At 63.8% G+C, this 14,508-nt stretch carries 13 protein-coding genes; 8 read left to right on the top strand and 5 right to left on the bottom strand.

The annotated features are described in order from the left end of the window. Complete coding sequence (locus AC4D2M_RS11680; RefSeq protein WP_490892043.1) at positions 1-1,392, bottom strand: flavin monoamine oxidase family protein; 1,392 nt, start codon at positions 1,390-1,392, stop codon at positions 1-3. A gap of 130 nt (positions 1,393-1,522) precedes the next feature. Here AC4D2M_RS11680 and AC4D2M_RS11675 point away from each other — a divergent pair, with 130 nt between their 5' ends. The 6 genes from AC4D2M_RS11675 (at position 1,523) to AC4D2M_RS11650 (ending at position 7,535) form a co-directional block, all read left to right on the top strand. Continuing rightward, positions 1,523-2,224 (top strand): TetR/AcrR family transcriptional regulator C-terminal domain-containing protein, encoded by a 702-nt coding sequence (locus tag AC4D2M_RS11675; RefSeq protein WP_490892042.1) that lies wholly within the window; start codon positions 1,523-1,525, stop codon positions 2,222-2,224. A 19-nt stretch (positions 2,225-2,243) separates the two neighbouring features. Then, on the top strand, positions 2,244-2,861 hold the full coding sequence (locus AC4D2M_RS11670) for a TetR/AcrR family transcriptional regulator C-terminal domain-containing protein (protein WP_490892041.1): 618 nt from the start codon (positions 2,244-2,246) through the stop codon (positions 2,859-2,861). 106 nt (positions 2,862-2,967) lie between these two features. Continuing rightward, positions 2,968-4,203, top strand: a complete 1,236-nt coding sequence (locus tag AC4D2M_RS11665) for an MFS transporter (protein ID WP_490892040.1) — start codon at positions 2,968-2,970, stop codon at positions 4,201-4,203. Between the two features lie 16 nt (positions 4,204-4,219). After that, on the top strand, positions 4,220-5,878 hold the full coding sequence (locus tag AC4D2M_RS11660; RefSeq protein WP_490892039.1) for an amidohydrolase: 1,659 nt from the start codon (positions 4,220-4,222) through the stop codon (positions 5,876-5,878). Between the two features lie 368 nt (positions 5,879-6,246). Further along, positions 6,247-6,618, top strand: a complete 372-nt coding sequence (locus AC4D2M_RS11655; protein WP_490892038.1) for an Hpt domain-containing protein — start codon at positions 6,247-6,249, stop codon at positions 6,616-6,618. Between the two features lie 32 nt (positions 6,619-6,650). Further along, positions 6,651-7,535, top strand: a complete 885-nt coding sequence (locus tag AC4D2M_RS11650; protein WP_490892037.1) for an EamA family transporter — start codon at positions 6,651-6,653, stop codon at positions 7,533-7,535. A gap of 7 nt (positions 7,536-7,542) precedes the next feature. On the opposite strand, the gene AC4D2M_RS11645 is transcribed toward AC4D2M_RS11650, so the two are convergent. Further along, positions 7,543-8,709, bottom strand: a complete 1,167-nt coding sequence (locus tag AC4D2M_RS11645; RefSeq protein ID WP_490892035.1) for an ROK family transcriptional regulator — start codon at positions 8,707-8,709, stop codon at positions 7,543-7,545. A gap of 144 nt (positions 8,710-8,853) precedes the next feature. On the opposite strand from AC4D2M_RS11645, the gene xylA reads away from it, so the two are divergent. Together xylA and xylB are read left to right on the top strand one after the other, a co-directional pair. Next, positions 8,854-10,044, top strand: a complete 1,191-nt coding sequence (xylA, locus tag AC4D2M_RS11640) for a xylose isomerase (protein ID WP_490892034.1) — start codon at positions 8,854-8,856, stop codon at positions 10,042-10,044. A 118-nt stretch (positions 10,045-10,162) separates the two neighbouring features. Continuing rightward, on the top strand, positions 10,163-11,563 hold the full coding sequence (gene xylB / locus AC4D2M_RS11635) for a xylulokinase (RefSeq protein ID WP_490892032.1): 1,401 nt from the start codon (positions 10,163-10,165) through the stop codon (positions 11,561-11,563). Here the strand turns inward: xylB and AC4D2M_RS11630 are convergent. Genes AC4D2M_RS11630 through AC4D2M_RS11620 form a run of 3 tightly spaced genes read right to left on the bottom strand, consistent with a single transcriptional unit; the run spans position 11,560 to position 14,469 of the window. Then, positions 11,560-12,831 carry a TRAP transporter large permease gene (locus AC4D2M_RS11630; RefSeq protein ID WP_490892031.1) on the bottom strand — a complete coding sequence of 424 codons (1,272 nt, stop codon included), beginning with the start codon at positions 12,829-12,831 and terminating at the stop codon, positions 11,560-11,562. The genes xylB and AC4D2M_RS11630 overlap by 4 nt on opposite strands. Then, positions 12,824-13,411, bottom strand: a complete 588-nt coding sequence (locus tag AC4D2M_RS11625) for a TRAP transporter small permease (RefSeq protein ID WP_490892030.1) — start codon at positions 13,409-13,411, stop codon at positions 12,824-12,826. Before AC4D2M_RS11625 ends, AC4D2M_RS11630 begins: the two co-directional genes overlap by 8 nt. Beyond that, entirely contained in the window at positions 13,411-14,469 is a 1,059-nt protein-coding gene (locus tag AC4D2M_RS11620) for a TRAP transporter substrate-binding protein (RefSeq protein WP_490892029.1), read from the bottom strand. Before AC4D2M_RS11620 ends, AC4D2M_RS11625 begins: the two co-directional genes overlap by 1 nt. Positions 14,470-14,508: the final 39 nt, after the last annotated feature.

Below are 14,508 nucleotides of genomic sequence, written 5' to 3'. Positions count from 1 at the left end.
CTAGCCGATGAGAGCGCGCTGTTTGGAAAGCGCCGTCGTAATGTTCCGCGCGGTGAACTGGCCCATGCGGATGGCGCCGTCCACGTGCTGGTAGCCCTCGGCCGCGAGGTCGGAGCTAGACCAGTGGATGGGCCCGACCGGCGTCAGCTGGTGCCGGCCGTAGCGGTACAGGCCGCCCAGATCGTAGCTAGCGGCGTACGCGCCGCGCGTCCATTCCTCCGAGCCCCAGTCGGACTCGTAGTACACCTCCGGTTCCAGCGCCTGCGGCCCAAGGAAACCGGCGATGGATTCGAGGATGCGGCTGCGTCGCTCCTCGGGAGCAAGCTCGAACATTGCGTCGGCCTTCTCATCGGAGATGAAGGCGACGAGGGTCCCGCGGGTGTCCTGGTGATTGGTGTTGTCGTACACCTCCTGCACAATCGACCCCGCGCTGAACCCTGTTCCGGACAGTCCGTCCTTCCGCCAGAACGGCGTGGAATAGACGGCGTGCACCTTGATGACCAGGCCGAGCGACTGGTGCTGGTGCATCTGGTGCTGCCTGCGCGGCAACGGCGGCTCGTAGGAGACGCGCGAATACAGGTTCGGCGGGACGGCCATGATGGCGTAGCGGGCGTTGACGGCGACATCCTCCGAGATGGCCGTCACGCTGGTGGTCCCGTCCGGATCCTCAGACCAGCGGAGGGTGCGCACGGGACTGTTCAGTACGACGTAGTCCCCCAGCTCTGCTGCCATGCGCTCCGACACCGACTGCATTCCGCCGACCACGCGCTTGTCGAGGATGAAATCTTCATCCACAAGGTGCGAGAAAGACCCTGCGGAGGCGGCCATCAGAACAGCCTGCAGGGCGGAGAACGCGTGAGCCGGCTTGGTCAGCATTCCACCGGCGATGAAGAGGCCGATGTTGTTGCAGGCCTCTTCATCGTCGGACTGCTGGTGGAGCCAATGGTGGAAGGAGATGGTGTCCAGCTCGCGCGCCTGCGGGTGTTCCCACGGCGCTTTCGGGTCCATCAGCGCTGTCAGACGGTCCAGTTCCTCGATGAGCCGGGCCATTTCCGCACTGGTCCGGCGGCCGACGGGAAACATCTCCCCGGTGTAGCGGACGGCTTTTCCGTCGGCTCCGATGTAGACGGATTCGCCCTCGCGGTAGCGGGAGTAGGTCTGCAGCCCCAGCTCATCGAGAAGCCCGATCAGCGCCTCCTGGTCCGGGGACACCCACTGTCCGCCGACCTCGAGCACCGCACCGTCGACGACGTCGGTGTGAGTGCGACCGCCCACGCGGTCCCGCGCCTCCAGAACCGTGACAGTGTGGCCGGCCTTGCGCAGCTCCCTCGCTGCCATCAGTCCTGACGGTCCGGCCCCAACGACGACGACGTCGCTTTCGATGATCCTCATGGTGTCCTCTCTACGCGGCGAACGCCGCGGCATAAAATGAATCATATTCATTTATTTCCGATTACTGTAGAGGACAGGGCACAGTTTGAAAAGCCGGACGCATGAAACCGGCACTCAGAAGGGACAGGACATGGCACTGGAGCACCAGGCGGCAGGCAGGCATGAGCCCCGGCGCGCCGGCCGCCCGGCGAATAAGGTTCTGACCCGCGAGAGCATCACCTCCGCGACCCTCTCCCTTCTGGAGACCGTAGGTTACGAGGGATTCACCATCGCCGCGCTGGCACGCCATCTGAAGGTCGCACCGTCAGCCCTGTACAACCACGTCGAATCCAAGCGGGACGTCCTGATCTGGGTACAGGATCACCTCATGGGGCTCGTCGACACCAGTGGGTTCCAGAGCCGGCCCTGGGATGACGCGCTTCGGGGCTGGGCCTGGTCCTACCGGGAGGCGTTCGCCGCGCACGCACCACTGGTGCCGGTGATCGCGGTCATGCCGGTGGGCGGCGCGTACGAAACGCTGCGCATGTACGAGGAAGTCACGCGCGGACTGCTGCACGCCGGATGGCCGCGGGAGCGCGTCATCTCGACAATCGTCGCCGTCGAGTCCTTCGTCTACGGCTCGGCCATGGATGTGTCAGCGCCGACCAACATCTTCGACCCCGGCGCACTCGCTGATGACTTTCCGCTGTTCACCTCCGCGGTGACGAGCAGTTCTTCCGCCGGAACCGAGCGCAGCGGCGCTGATGACGCGTTCGACGTCGGCCTTGAGGCGCTTCTTGTCGGCCTCCGCGCGCAGCTGGAGCGGTTGCACTCCCCCGCTTCGGCAGAGTAACTACCAAGGAAGAGAACCCATGCCTCGTCCCCGATCCGAACTATTGTCAGTCGAGCTGATCGTCAATGCGGCCCTGAAGTTGGTTGACGAGACGGGTGATTTCAGTTTTCCCAAGATCGCACGGGTACTGGGCGTCAGTCAGTCGTCGCTCTACAACCGGATCGAAAGCCGCGAGCACATCATTGAGCTACTCCGGGCGCACCTGTTCGAAGCGACGCCATCGAAACCAGTAGCGCATAAACCCTGGCAGGACGCTGCCCGAACCCTCATCCGGTCATACCGGGACCGCTTCGCCCGGCATCCGAAGCTGGTACCTCTCCTCGTGACGCAAACGGTGCGCGCACCTGAAGTCATGGGTATGTACGAGGACCTCGCCCTCACGCTCGAGCGATCAGGGCTGGCTGCGGAAGACATCGGACCGGCAATCGCGATGATTGACTACTTCGCCCTGGGTGCAGCGCTGGACGCCACCGCTCCGGATGAGGTGTGGCACCTGTCGCCGGAGCAGTTTCCCGCCCTGGCGCGAGCCACAGGGTCCACGGCATCTGCTTCGGAGCGCGTGAACCGGGCGTTCGAATTCGGGATGGAGACCCTCGTTGCAGGCATCGAAATACGGGCGAAACAGGAAATTTACTGAAAGCCTTTCAAAAACCCTTGCAGATGACAGGAAGCGACCCCCATACTAAACGAATGCCGTTCGTTAGTGACGGCTTTCACATCCTTCCAACGAAACGGGGTTCCACGTGAACCAGGCCCACCATCCCGAGGAAACGCGTGTTCCGCTGACGGCGCCGCGTGCCATCTCAACCTTCGGCGTGACCGTCGTCGGCTTCATGACCGCCAACCTCATCCCGGTGATGATTTTGGCCCTCGCCGACCTCGGCTACAGCGCCACCGGAGCGGGCAGCCTCATGACCGCCTGCCTTCTGCTGTCCGCACTGTCCTGCCTCGCGACATCGCGATGGACCGCCCTGAACGGGCGCTACGTCGTCGCACGCGTCGGTCTGCTCCTCACTGCGCTCGGGTACGGTACTGCGGCAGTGGTGCCCGACGCCGTCGTCGCCGGAATCGGTATCGTCCTGGCCGGAATCGGCAGCGGAGGTGCCGTGGCAGCGGGCGGCGCCGCCCTCGCTGCCCTGCGCAACCCTGACCGCGCTTCCGGGATCAGCGGCTTCACCAACCGCGCGATTGTGGCGGTGGTTCTGTTCATCATCCCCGCGGTCGGTATTGCGATGGGAAGCGCGTTCGGGATTCTCGCGGGCCTTGCACTGGTAGCACTCGTAACAACGGGCTGGCTTCCCGACCGCCCTGTCCAGGCGGCCCCTGGCCTTGCCTCGCCTGCCGCTCGTCAGGAAAAGCCCTCGCGCACCGTCACGATCGCCGGTTTCGGGTTGCTGGCCTGCTTCGCCGTCTGGGCACTGGGCGAGGACTCCCTATGGGCCGTCGCCGCCGTGATGGGTGAAGAGCAGGCCGGGCTCGATGAAACGGGTATGGGGCTGGTGCTCAGCCTGTCCACACTGGGTGGCCTCGCCGCCGCCGCCATGGTCAGCATCGGCGGCAACAAGATCGGTCGGACAATCCCGCTGGTGGCAGCGCTCCTCGCCGGAGCCGGGCTCAAGATCGCGTCCGGCTTCGTGACCGACCCGCAGCTGTACCTGGTCGTAATCATCGCCTGGAACACCATCTACATCGTCGCCTTCCTCTACGTGGTAGCTATCGCCGCAGCCCTCGACGCCAGCGGCCGCTGGTCGGGACCGATCCTCGGCGTGTATCTGGTGGGTTCTTCCTTCGCGCCGCTCTTCGGCACCGTGGTCTCAGAGTCGCTCGGCTACTCAGCGCTGGGCATCATCCTCGGCGGTATCACCCTCGTCCTTCTTGTTCCCCTGGCCCTGATTTCGCGGCTGTCGCTCAGGACGGAACGGGATCTTGCCGCAGGCTCTGCCCCGGAGACCGACTTTCCCAAAGCCGCCATTGTCTAACTCAGAACGGACTGTTGTGCCTACCACCCGCACCATTTACACCAATGCCTCGATCCTGACTCCGGAGGGGGTTATCGACAGCTGTTCATTTGCTGTCGAAGGCAATCTGATTGAAGAAGTTTGCCGACCGGGTACCACCACTCCAACAACTGCGGATGCCGAGAAGATTGACCTTGAGGGCCGCTTCGTCATGCCGGGCTTCATCGACGCCCACACACACCTGCTCATGCTTGGGCAGTCTCTTCAGAAGGTGCAGCTGCGCTCGGCGAAGACCGTGGAGGATATCCAGGCGGCATTGCGCGCTGCGCGGGCGCAGGATCCCGCAGCACGGCGGATCCTGGGCACCAGTTGGCTTTACAGCGCGCTCGACGGGCAGGAGCCGACACGGCAACTATTGGATGCCGCTGTTCCGGACATCCCCGTGTATCTCGACGCGAACGATCTGCATTCGGTATGGGTCAATTCCGCTGCGCTCGTTGAACTGGGAATTACAGCGGACACACCCGACCCTATCGGTGGAACCATCGCCCGCGAGCCTGACACCGGGGAGGCCACGGGAATGCTGCAGGAGACGGCCGCCCAACAGATTGTCTGGCCTGCGCTGGCAAGGCAAGCAACGGATGCCGACCGGGATTCATGGCTGGACAGCGCCATCAGTCACTATCTCGCCAGTGGCGTCACAAGCGCCGTCGATATGGCTGTCGGAGATGACGACCTACAAACCTTCCTTCGTGCGCAGGCCCGGTATGACACCCTGCCTCTTCGCATCAAGGGGCACTGGTTTATCCACCGCCGCGCGTCCGTCGAGGAAAACCTGAAGCAGGTCACCCACGCTGCCGCACTTGCGCAGGAGATCAATTCACCGACCCTGAAGATCACCGGCATCAAGCTGATGATCGACGGAGTGATCGACAGCTGCACCGCGTCAATGAAGGAGCCCTACGCCAATGGCACCAACGCGGACCCAGTGTGGGACCGGGAAGCCCTCATACCCGTGGTGGCTGCGGCGGATGCCGCCGGGTTGCAAATCGCCATCCACGCTATTGGGGATGAAGCATCGAACATCGCGCTAGACGCGCTTGAGGAGGTTTACCGTCTCAATGGTCCACGCGAGCGCCGTCATCGCATTGAACACCTTGAAACGGTCACCGAGGCGAATGTGATGCGTCTAGCGAGGCTGGGACTCGTTGCATCGATGCAGCCGGTCCACGCAGACCCCGCCGTGCAGGAGAACTGGCAGGCAGTCTTGGATGACCATCGGATCGAACGGGGATTCCCCTGGACGGAATTCACCGCAGCGGGCGCAACCCTGGCGCTGAGCACCGATGCGCCTACCGCTCCGTATGATCCGCTGCCGAACATGTACGTCGCGACGACCCGCAAATCAGCATTGGACAGGTCCTTGCCCGCGAATTTCCCGAAGTACGCGCTACGCCTCGAGGATGCGCTGCAGCACGCCACCCGTGATGCGGCCTATTCCTGCAGAGCCGAGCACGAGGAGGGCAGCATAGCTCCAGGTTTCAGGGCGGACTTCGTCGTTCTGCGCAACAACCCGTTCCATCAGCACCTTGAAGGGCTGCTGGAGAACGGTCCCACGACCGTTGTTGTGGGCGGTGAAGTGCAATACCAGGCTGCGCCGGCCGCCGAAGAAATGGTAGCAACCAGCCGTTCCTAGCTCGCAGAAGACCCCGCCTACAGCTTCATGTAGCGCATGTCGCGGCAAATCGTGGCCTTCGCGGTCCCCTGCTGCAACTGCGAGGGAATGTTCTTGCTCGGTCTGTCTTCGCCACGTTGTGTGTCGTCGTCGCTGGCGGTTCGTTGGTTCTTGGCTTCTCCTGATCGGGCGTTTTCTGCCAGGGAACACTGCCAACGAACCCTGTCGGCGGCCGCTGGATGCGAGTGTTCCCGTCTCGTTCGAGTAGTCGCCTCCGGATAAGCGGGTATTGACTACTGATGTTTTCCGTCCTCTCCATCCCTAGGTTGAGCATGAACAACCGGTGACTAGCGCCGCACAGTTGCCAGTGCCACTCCTAGGAGACCCGTATGACAGCGAAAAAGCGACTGCCGCTGGTAGACCAGAAAGTGCTGCACGAACTCGAGGAAGAGTTCGAGGATCCCCGTCCTGCCCGATCATTCGTGCGGGACTTCATTGCTTTCTGGGACGAAAGATACCTGCGCGTCGCCGATGCGGTAAGGCACGGAGACCCCGACGCGACACTCGATGCCCTGCTCAGTGTCAGGATTTCCTCCACAATGATCGGCGCCTCACGATTAGCCAGACTCGCGGCGGAACTGGAGGTGAGCCTGAAGCGCGGTAACACGGAGGCGGTTGCCGAGGCGCTCCCCGAACTGAGACTGTGCGGAGAAGCGACGATCAAGGAACTGACCACAAACTACATAAACACCGATTGGTAAGGCGGCGGCCGTGAGCCGGACAGAATGTAGGTATGCGCACCTCGTCCGTTCCCGCTCCCGTGCTGATGATCACGGCTGTGTTGTCCGTCCAGTTCGGGGCGGCGCTTGCCGCAACCCAGTTCGACGCCGTGGGCCCCACCGGCGCGACACTGCTTCGGCTGGTCTTCGGTGCGCTCATCCTGTTGATCGTTGTACGTCCGAGAATCGGCGGGTGGAAGCGCGAACAGTGGGCAGCCGCTGCGATGCTGGGCGTGGCGCTGGCGGGGATGAACAGCCTGATCTACCTTGCCATCGGCCTCATCCCGATCGGCGTGGCCGTAACGCTCGAGTTCACCGGCCCGCTCCTGCTGGCCCTCGTGCAGACGCGGCGCTTCGCCGACGCGGCGTGGGCACTGCTGGCGTTTGCCGGCGTCATTCTTTTGGGTCTCGACGACGGCGGTGCCCTTCCGCTTGCCGGCATCCTCTTCGCGCTCGGCGCCGGCGTGTTCTGGGTCGTTTACATCGTTTTCAGCGCGCGCGTGGGGCGGCTGGTTCCCGGCGTTGAAGGGCTGGCTGTCTCGATGGCGATCGGCGCGGTGATCGTCCTGCCGTTCGGTGCAGTGGCGGCGACGGGTGGAGCTCTGGCATCGCCCATGGTGGTGCCAGTCTTCGTCGGTGTGGCGCTGTTGTCCAGCGCCCTCCCCTATGCGCTCGAAATGCTCGCGCTGCAGCGGCTGTCCACCCGCGTGTTCGGAGTTCTTTCCGCCCTGGGTCCGGCGATGGCCGCGCTCGCGGGGCTGCTGGTGCTCGGCCAGGCGCTTGGTCCGCGGGAAATCACTGCTCTCCTTCTGGTCACCGCCGCATCGGTGGGAGTGACTGTGGGCGCACGACGACGTCGCTCACCTGGCCCGAAGGTCCCGGCCCCGCCCGCACCGTAAGGTTGTATTACCGGGCGGCGCTTCGCGGTTCAGACAGGAGCCCGGCGAAGACGGCCTCCGCCGCCCCCACGAGCAGAAGTTCCGCACCGAGTGCAGCGCGCTCAAGGCGGACTTCGGCTCCGAGCCCGCTGATGGCACCCGTGGCCACCGCAGCGCTGAGCCGCTCCTTATCGGCCGCGAGCAGCACGCCGAGGAACCCACCGAGCACGATCACCTCGGGGTTGAAGACGTTTACGAGGTTGCTGAGCGCAATTGCAAGCAGGTCGGACTGGCGCCGGATCTCGCGGAGGGTCGGGAAGGACGGTCCGGAGGCAAGTGCGTCCTCCAACTGCTCGGCGTCCGCGTGGTCCAGGCCTGCGACCTTGAGCAGCCGCTCCAAATTGACCTCCGTCTCGAGGCATCCTCGGCGCCCGCAGTGGCACGGCTCTCCGTCAGGCCGGATCACCATGTGCCCGAACTCGCCGGCGTACCCCGACGCACCGCCGAGCGGCTGGCCGCCGACGATCGCCCCTCCACCGATGCCCGAGGCGCTGCCGTTCAGATAGAGCGCGTCGCGGTACCCGGCGGCTGCACCGAAAATGCTCTCTGCCAGCGTGCCGAGCGTCGCATCATTGGCCGCCATAGCCGGCATGCTGAGCGCGTCCCGGAACGGCCCGACGACGTCGACATCTTTCCAGCCGAGGTGCGGCGCCAAACGAACTTCCCCGGCGTCAGCGTTGACCAGGCCAGGGATTGCCAGGCCCACGCCGAGCACAAGCTCACTGCCCGCCAGTTCCACCGAGAGACCCTCGACAACAGCGCGCGTGATGTTCACTGCCTCATCCAGGGATGGAATGGACGAGGTGTTGTAACGGATCCGGCGATGAACCGTGCCGCCCAGACCGACGACACCGACTGTCACCGCATCAACGTCAGGATTGACCGCGAGAGCAACCACACGTTCGCTCGCGTGCACCATGGGACTGGGCCGGCCGACGCGCGCCGCGGCGGCGTCCGTCTCATAGACCAGGCCGAGGGCTGACAGTTCGCCGACCAATGCGCCGATGGTGGACCGGGTGAGATTGCAGCGCTGCACGAGGGCTGCACGAGTCAGCGGACCGTGGCGATGCGCTGTCGTGAGGACTGCTGAGAGGTTGCGACGCCGCAGGTCTTCAGTGCCGCCGCGTTCACTCATTGCTACTCCCTGCCTCATTTGTGCTGGACCTAAACATAGCACTGGCGCCTGCAGAAGTAGCGTTTGCACCCGTTGACGGCTGACAACTTTACCGATATGTTTTAGTCACGAACTTATCCCTTCAAGCTCAGTGCGGAGTACTACATGTCACCTCAACCCACCCCTGCGGATCGCTTCACCTTCGGCCTCTGGACCGTCGGCTGGACCGGCAATGACCCTTTCGGCACGGACACCCGCGCACCCCTGGATCCCGTCGAAGCCGTGCACCGGCTCGCGGAGCTCGGTGCGTACGGAATCACCTTCCACGACAACGACCTTGTGCCCTTTGGCTCCACCGACCAGCAGCGTGAAAACATCCACGCGAGCTTCCGTGCCGCTCTGGACGAGACCGGGCTGAAGGTTCCCATGGTCACCACCAACCTCTTCAGCCACCCTGTGTTCAAGGACGGCGGGTTCACGAGCAATGACCGTTCCATCCGGCGGTTCGCTCTGCGGAAGGTCCTGGCCAACATTGACCTCGCCGCCGAGCTCGGCGCCGAGACGTTCGTCATGTGGGGTGGCCGCGAAGGCGCCGAGTACGACGGCTCCAAGGACCTCGCAGCAGCCTTCGACCGTATGAAGGAAGGCGTCGACACCGCCGCCGGCTACATCAAGGAAAAGGGATACAACCTTCGCCTGGCCCTCGAGCCGAAGCCCAATGAGCCGCGCGGCGACATCCTCCTGCCCACCGTCGGCCACGCACTGGCGTTTATCGCCGAGCTGGAACACGGCGACATCGTGGGTCTGAACCCTGAGACAGGCCACGAGCAGATGGCCGGTCTGAACTTCACGCACGGCATCGCGCAGGCACTGTGGGCGGGCAAGCTCTTCCACATCGACCTCAACGGGCAGAAGTCCATCAAGTACGACCAGGATCTCGTGTTCGGCCACGGCGACCTCACCAGCGCTTTCTTCACGGTGGACCTGCTTGAGAACGGCTTCCCCAACGGCGGCCCGCGTTACGACGGTCCGCGGCACTTCGACTACAAGCCGTCCCGCACCGACGGTTACGACGGCGTCTGGGAATCCGCTCGAGCCAACATCTCCATGTACCTCATGCTCAAGGAACGCGCTCTCGCCTTCCGTGCAGATCCGGAGGTGCAGGAAGCGCTGAAGACGTCCGGCGTCGTCGAACTCGGCGAAACGACGCTCGCCGCGGGCGAAACCACCGCGGACCTTCTCGCGGACCGCACCGCATTCGAGGATTTCGATGCAGAGAAGGCCTCAGAGCGTTCCTTCGCCTTCGTCCGCCTGAACCAGCTGGCCATGGAGCACCTCCTCGGCGCCCGCGCCTAAGAGCCCCACCTAAGAAAGTTTTTGTCGCCTAGTTGACGTTATGAAGTGGCTTCAGCAGCAACTAGGCGACAAAACCTTCACAAGCCCCCAGGTTTGAGAACGCAGCAAAGGAACAGTCATGTCGCTGGTAGCCGGAGTGGACAGCTCCACGCAGTCGTGCAAGGTCGTCATCCGGGATGCGGAAACCGGTGAACTGGTTCGCCGGGGCGCGGCGCAACACCCGCCGGGCACGGAAATCCATCCAGAGGCTTGGTGGACCGCTTTGCAGGAGGCCATCGCGGCGGCGGGCGGATTCGACGATGTCGCCGCGGTCTCCGTTTCCGGGCAGCAGCACGGCATGGTGTGCCTGGACAGCAATGGTGACGTGGTGCGCCCGGCGCTCCTCTGGAATGACACGCGTTCCGCACCGGCTGCGTCGGCACTGGTCGACGAGAAGGGTGCCGAGTGGTGGGCAGAGGCCACCGGCACCGTCCCGGTGGCCTCCCTGACTGCAACGAAGCTGCGGTGGCTTGCGGAGAACGAACCGGAAAACGCCGCGAGGACCGCCGCCGTTTGCCTGCCGCATGACTGGCTCAGCTGGCGTCTGGCCGGGTACGGCCCCGGCTCGGGCAGCGACGGCCTGAAGGAGTTGGCAACGGACCGCTCCGACGCTTCCGGCACGGGCTACTGGTCTGCAACTGAGGGGTACCTGGCCGAGGTCCTCGAAAACACGCTCGGGCATGTACCGGTCCTCCCCGAGGTCCTCGGGCCGCTCGACTTCCGGAAAACGCCCGAAGGCCTGATCATCGGGGCCGGCTGTGGTGACAACGCCGGAGCGGGGCTGGGCGTCGGAGCGGCGGAGGGCGACGTCGTCGTCTCGGTTGGCACGTCCGGCACGGTGTTTGCGGTGTCTGATAGCCCGGCGTCGGACCCCTCCGGACTGGTGGCCGGTTTCGCCGACGCGACGGGAAACTACCTACCGCTGGTCTGCACTCTCAACGCAACGCTCGTGCTCGACGCGACCGCGGGTCTGCTGGAGGTCGACCATGAGGAATTCTCGAACCTCGCTCTGCAGGCTCCCGCCGGCGCGGACGGACTCACGCTCGTGCCCTATTTCTCCGGTGAGCGGACACCCAATCTTCCGAACGCAACGGGTTCCCTCCACGGTCTGACGCTTCAGAACTACACTCCGGCGAACCTTGCCAGGGCCGCCGTCGAGGGCGTTGCCTGCTCGCTTGCGGACGGGCTCAAGGCCCTGACGGACGTGGGAGTAGTTGCGCGGCGCATCATCCTGGTTGGGGGCGGCGCACGTTCAGCTGCACTGCGGCAGTCGGTCGGCGCCGTCTTCGGACTGCCCGTTTCAGTACCGAGTCCGGGCGAATACGTGGCCGACGGCGCCGCCCGCCAGGCGGCGGGGGCGCTTCGTGGAGCCCTGCCTACCTGGCAGACGAACGACGTCGAACTGGTAGAAACTGAGCCCGCCCCGGAGGTGCTGGAGCACTACCGGAAGCGGACTCATCGAAATGGCACTGCCCTCTAGCGTCCGAAGCTCGTGAGCGCCGGAATATAGGTGACAGCCAGGAGAACGGCGATAGACGCTGCATAGAACGGAAGCAGGGCCTTTACCGTCTGTTCAATCGGCACCTTTGCAATGGACGTCGAGATGTACAGCGTGGTTCCCACCGGTGGAGTGAACAAGCCGATACCGAGGTTGAGGATCATAATCAGCCCGAGCTGGATGGGATCCAGCCCAATGCCTTCGGCAATCGGCATCAGCACCGGAGTCAGCAGCAGGATTGCCGGTGACATATCGAGGAACGCCCCCACAACCAGAAGGATCAGGTTGATCAGAAGCAGGATGAGGAACGGCGACCCGATGCTCGAGAGCAGGGATTGGGTGATCTGCTGCGGCGCCTGCTGAACCGTGAGGAACCAGCTCAGCGCTTCGGACATCATGATCAGCAACATCACCACGCCGGTCGCTGCTGCCGCGTTCACCAGCGAACTGATGAATCCGCGGAACGTAATGTCCCGGTAGATCAGACGGATGAGAATCGCGTAGAGCGCCGACAGCACGGCTACCTCGGTCACCGTTGCGATGCCGCCCAGCAGAACGACGCGGATCATGATGATGGGCATCAGCACCGCGGGGAGCGCGAGCAGCAGATCCTTCATCAGGTTCCGTGCCGTCAGCTTCACCTTGATCCTGGGGAACCCATGGCGAAGAGCCACGGCCCAGCAGGTGATGAAGAAGGCGGTTGCCAGAATCAAACCCGGGATGAGCCCGGACAGGAAGATCGCGGCAACAGAGACGCCGGAGGTCGCGGCGAACAGGATCATCGGAATCGACGGCGGAAGAATGACGCCGATAACGGATGACGAGGCGTTGACCGCAGCGTTGAACGGGCCCGGATAGCCAACCTTCTTGCTCCACGGAATGAGCACGGAGCCCAGACCGGAGGCGTCCGCTACGGCGGATCCGGAAACGCCGGAGAACACCACGGAGGTTGCGACGCTGGCCTGGCCCACGCCACCACGGAACCGGCCCACCAGTTTGGTAGCCAGCCCGATGACCGTCTGCCCCAGTTTCCCGCTCGACAGCAGATCCGCAGTCAGAATGAAGAACGGTATGGCAAGGAACAGAAAGTTCGACGCCGGCGCGAAGGACTGCTGCGCGACGATCTGCAGCGGGTAGGTCCCCACCAGCGCCAGGCCCGTCATCGTGGACATGAACAGTGCGAAGGAGACCGGCACGCTGATGAGAAGCAGTACCAGGAAGACGAGGATTGCAATTCCGACCTCAAACACCGAGGGCCTCCCTGTGAACGTAGGTGCCGCGAATCGCCGTCCATAGACGTGCTGCGGATTGGATTACGAGGCTTGCGGTCATAAAGAGGTACGCTCCGTAGCTCATCATCAGCGGGAGCCCCAGAATCGGAGACTTCTGGAAGGTGTAGGGCCTGATCATCAAGGTGGCGATGTAGAACAGGTACGCGAGCGCGAGTGTGCAGAGCGTCCACACCAGGACGTCGATGTAACGCTGCACCCTGGGGCTCGCCTTCTTGGTGAAGTAATCCACCGCCAGGTGCCCGCTGCGCCCCATTGCCGCCACAACACCTCCGGCAACCAGCCAGGGGAACGCGAAGGTCGGTATCTCCGTCGCGAAGTCGAGGCTGGAGTTGAAGACGAATCGCAGGATTACCGCAACGACCAGCAGCGCGCCGATCACCAGGAAGCCGACGACCGACACTGCGCCACCGACATAGGTAGCCCAGAGGTTTACCTTGTCGGTGACGAGCGCCAGGGGACTGGGCTGATCGAGCGCCTGCGGATTGTTCGGGTCAAACTCCGGTTCCGGGCTCGGAACCAACCCAGTCGTGGTTGTCATTATTCAGCGGCGAATTCTGCTCGGTTCGCGTCGGCCTCCGACACGAACTGTTCAACGAGTTCCGGGTACTCCTCGGACCACTTGTCGTAAACCGACGAGGTGGCCTCGCGGAAGGGCTCCAGCTCCGGAGTGGTGATGGCAAGCTCGCCTTCCAGCTCCGCGTAGAGTTCCTCGCTGCGCTCAAGCATCAGCTCACGCTGCATGTCACGCGCTTCGTCCGCCGCGGTCTGCACCGCCTCCTGCTGTTCCGCGGACAGGGATTCCCACGTGCTCATGCTGATGATGAACGGGGTCACTTCGTACTTGTGGCCGGTGCGGGCAAGGTGTTCCTGCACTTCGTAAAGCTTCGAGGAAGCGATGTTCGTGATCGGGTTCTCCTGGCCATCAACCGCGCCCTGCTGCAGTGCGAGGTACAGCTCGTTGAAGGCCAGCGGTGTCGGGTTGGCGTTGAGTGCATTGAAGATGTCGATGGTCATCGGATCCTCGGGTGTACGGATCTTCAGACCGGCAACGTCTTCCGGAGTTTCGATGGGCACCTTGCTGTTGGTGATGTCACGAATTCCGTTGTCCCACCATGCGAGTACCTTGAAACCGGCGCTTTCGGCTGCTGTTGCGATCTCGTCCCCGATGGGACCGTCGACCACGGCGTAGGCGTGCTCAGAGGATTCGAAGAGGAAGGGCAGGCCGAAGAGCGCCATTTCGGGCACGCTGCCCGAGACTGCGCCCTGGGAGTTTGCGGTCAGATCCAGTGTGCCCGAGGACAGCGAAACCATCATCTCGCTGTCGCTGCCGAGCTGCTCGGAGCCCTGCACCTGCACGGTCAGCTGGTCGTCGGTGAGTTCCGCAACTTCCTCGCTGAAGAACGTCGCAGCCTCCGAACGGGGGTTCGTCGGGTCAGCGCCGTGGCCGAGGAGCAGCTGGCGCGATTCTCCTGAGCCACCCGTCTCGCCGCCACCGCCACCGCCGCCGCCGCAGGCTGTCGCCGCGAGTCCGACGACGGCGGCAAGCGCGAGTGCCTTGAGCGCCTTACGACCGGTGTAAGTCTTGTTCGTTGTCATGGGAAGACCTCCTTGTTTTCCTGAAGTGGGTGTGGAGCG

The organism is Arthrobacter sp. TJ-270 (assembly GCF_058269075.1).
Note: the sequence above shows the minus strand (reverse complement) of the source record. Positions and strands in the feature narration are given on the sequence as shown.

Excerpts from the sequence above, each read along its gene's own strand:
- xylA (WP_490892034.1), top strand. The coding sequence starts at position 8,854 with ATGTCACCTCAACCCACCCCTGCGGATCGCTTCACCTTCGGCCTCTGG.
- AC4D2M_RS11620 (WP_490892029.1), bottom strand. The coding sequence starts at position 14,469 with ATGACAACGAACAAGACTTACACCGGTCGTAAGGCGCTCAAGGCACTC.
- AC4D2M_RS11650 (WP_490892037.1), top strand. The coding sequence starts at position 6,651 with ATGCGCACCTCGTCCGTTCCCGCTCCCGTGCTGATGATCACGGCTGTG.
- AC4D2M_RS11675 (WP_490892042.1), top strand. The coding sequence starts at position 1,523 with ATGGCACTGGAGCACCAGGCGGCAGGCAGGCATGAGCCCCGGCGCGCC.
- AC4D2M_RS11655 (WP_490892038.1), top strand. The coding sequence starts at position 6,247 with ATGACAGCGAAAAAGCGACTGCCGCTGGTAGACCAGAAAGTGCTGCAC.
- AC4D2M_RS11680 (WP_490892043.1), bottom strand. The coding sequence starts at position 1,392 with ATGAGGATCATCGAAAGCGACGTCGTCGTCGTTGGGGCCGGACCGTCA.
- AC4D2M_RS11625 (WP_490892030.1), bottom strand. The coding sequence starts at position 13,411 with ATGACAACCACGACTGGGTTGGTTCCGAGCCCGGAACCGGAGTTTGAC.
- AC4D2M_RS11670 (WP_490892041.1), top strand. The coding sequence starts at position 2,244 with ATGCCTCGTCCCCGATCCGAACTATTGTCAGTCGAGCTGATCGTCAAT.
- AC4D2M_RS11645 (WP_490892035.1), bottom strand. The coding sequence starts at position 8,709 with ATGAGTGAACGCGGCGGCACTGAAGACCTGCGGCGTCGCAACCTCTCA.
- xylB (WP_490892032.1), top strand. The coding sequence starts at position 10,163 with ATGTCGCTGGTAGCCGGAGTGGACAGCTCCACGCAGTCGTGCAAGGTC.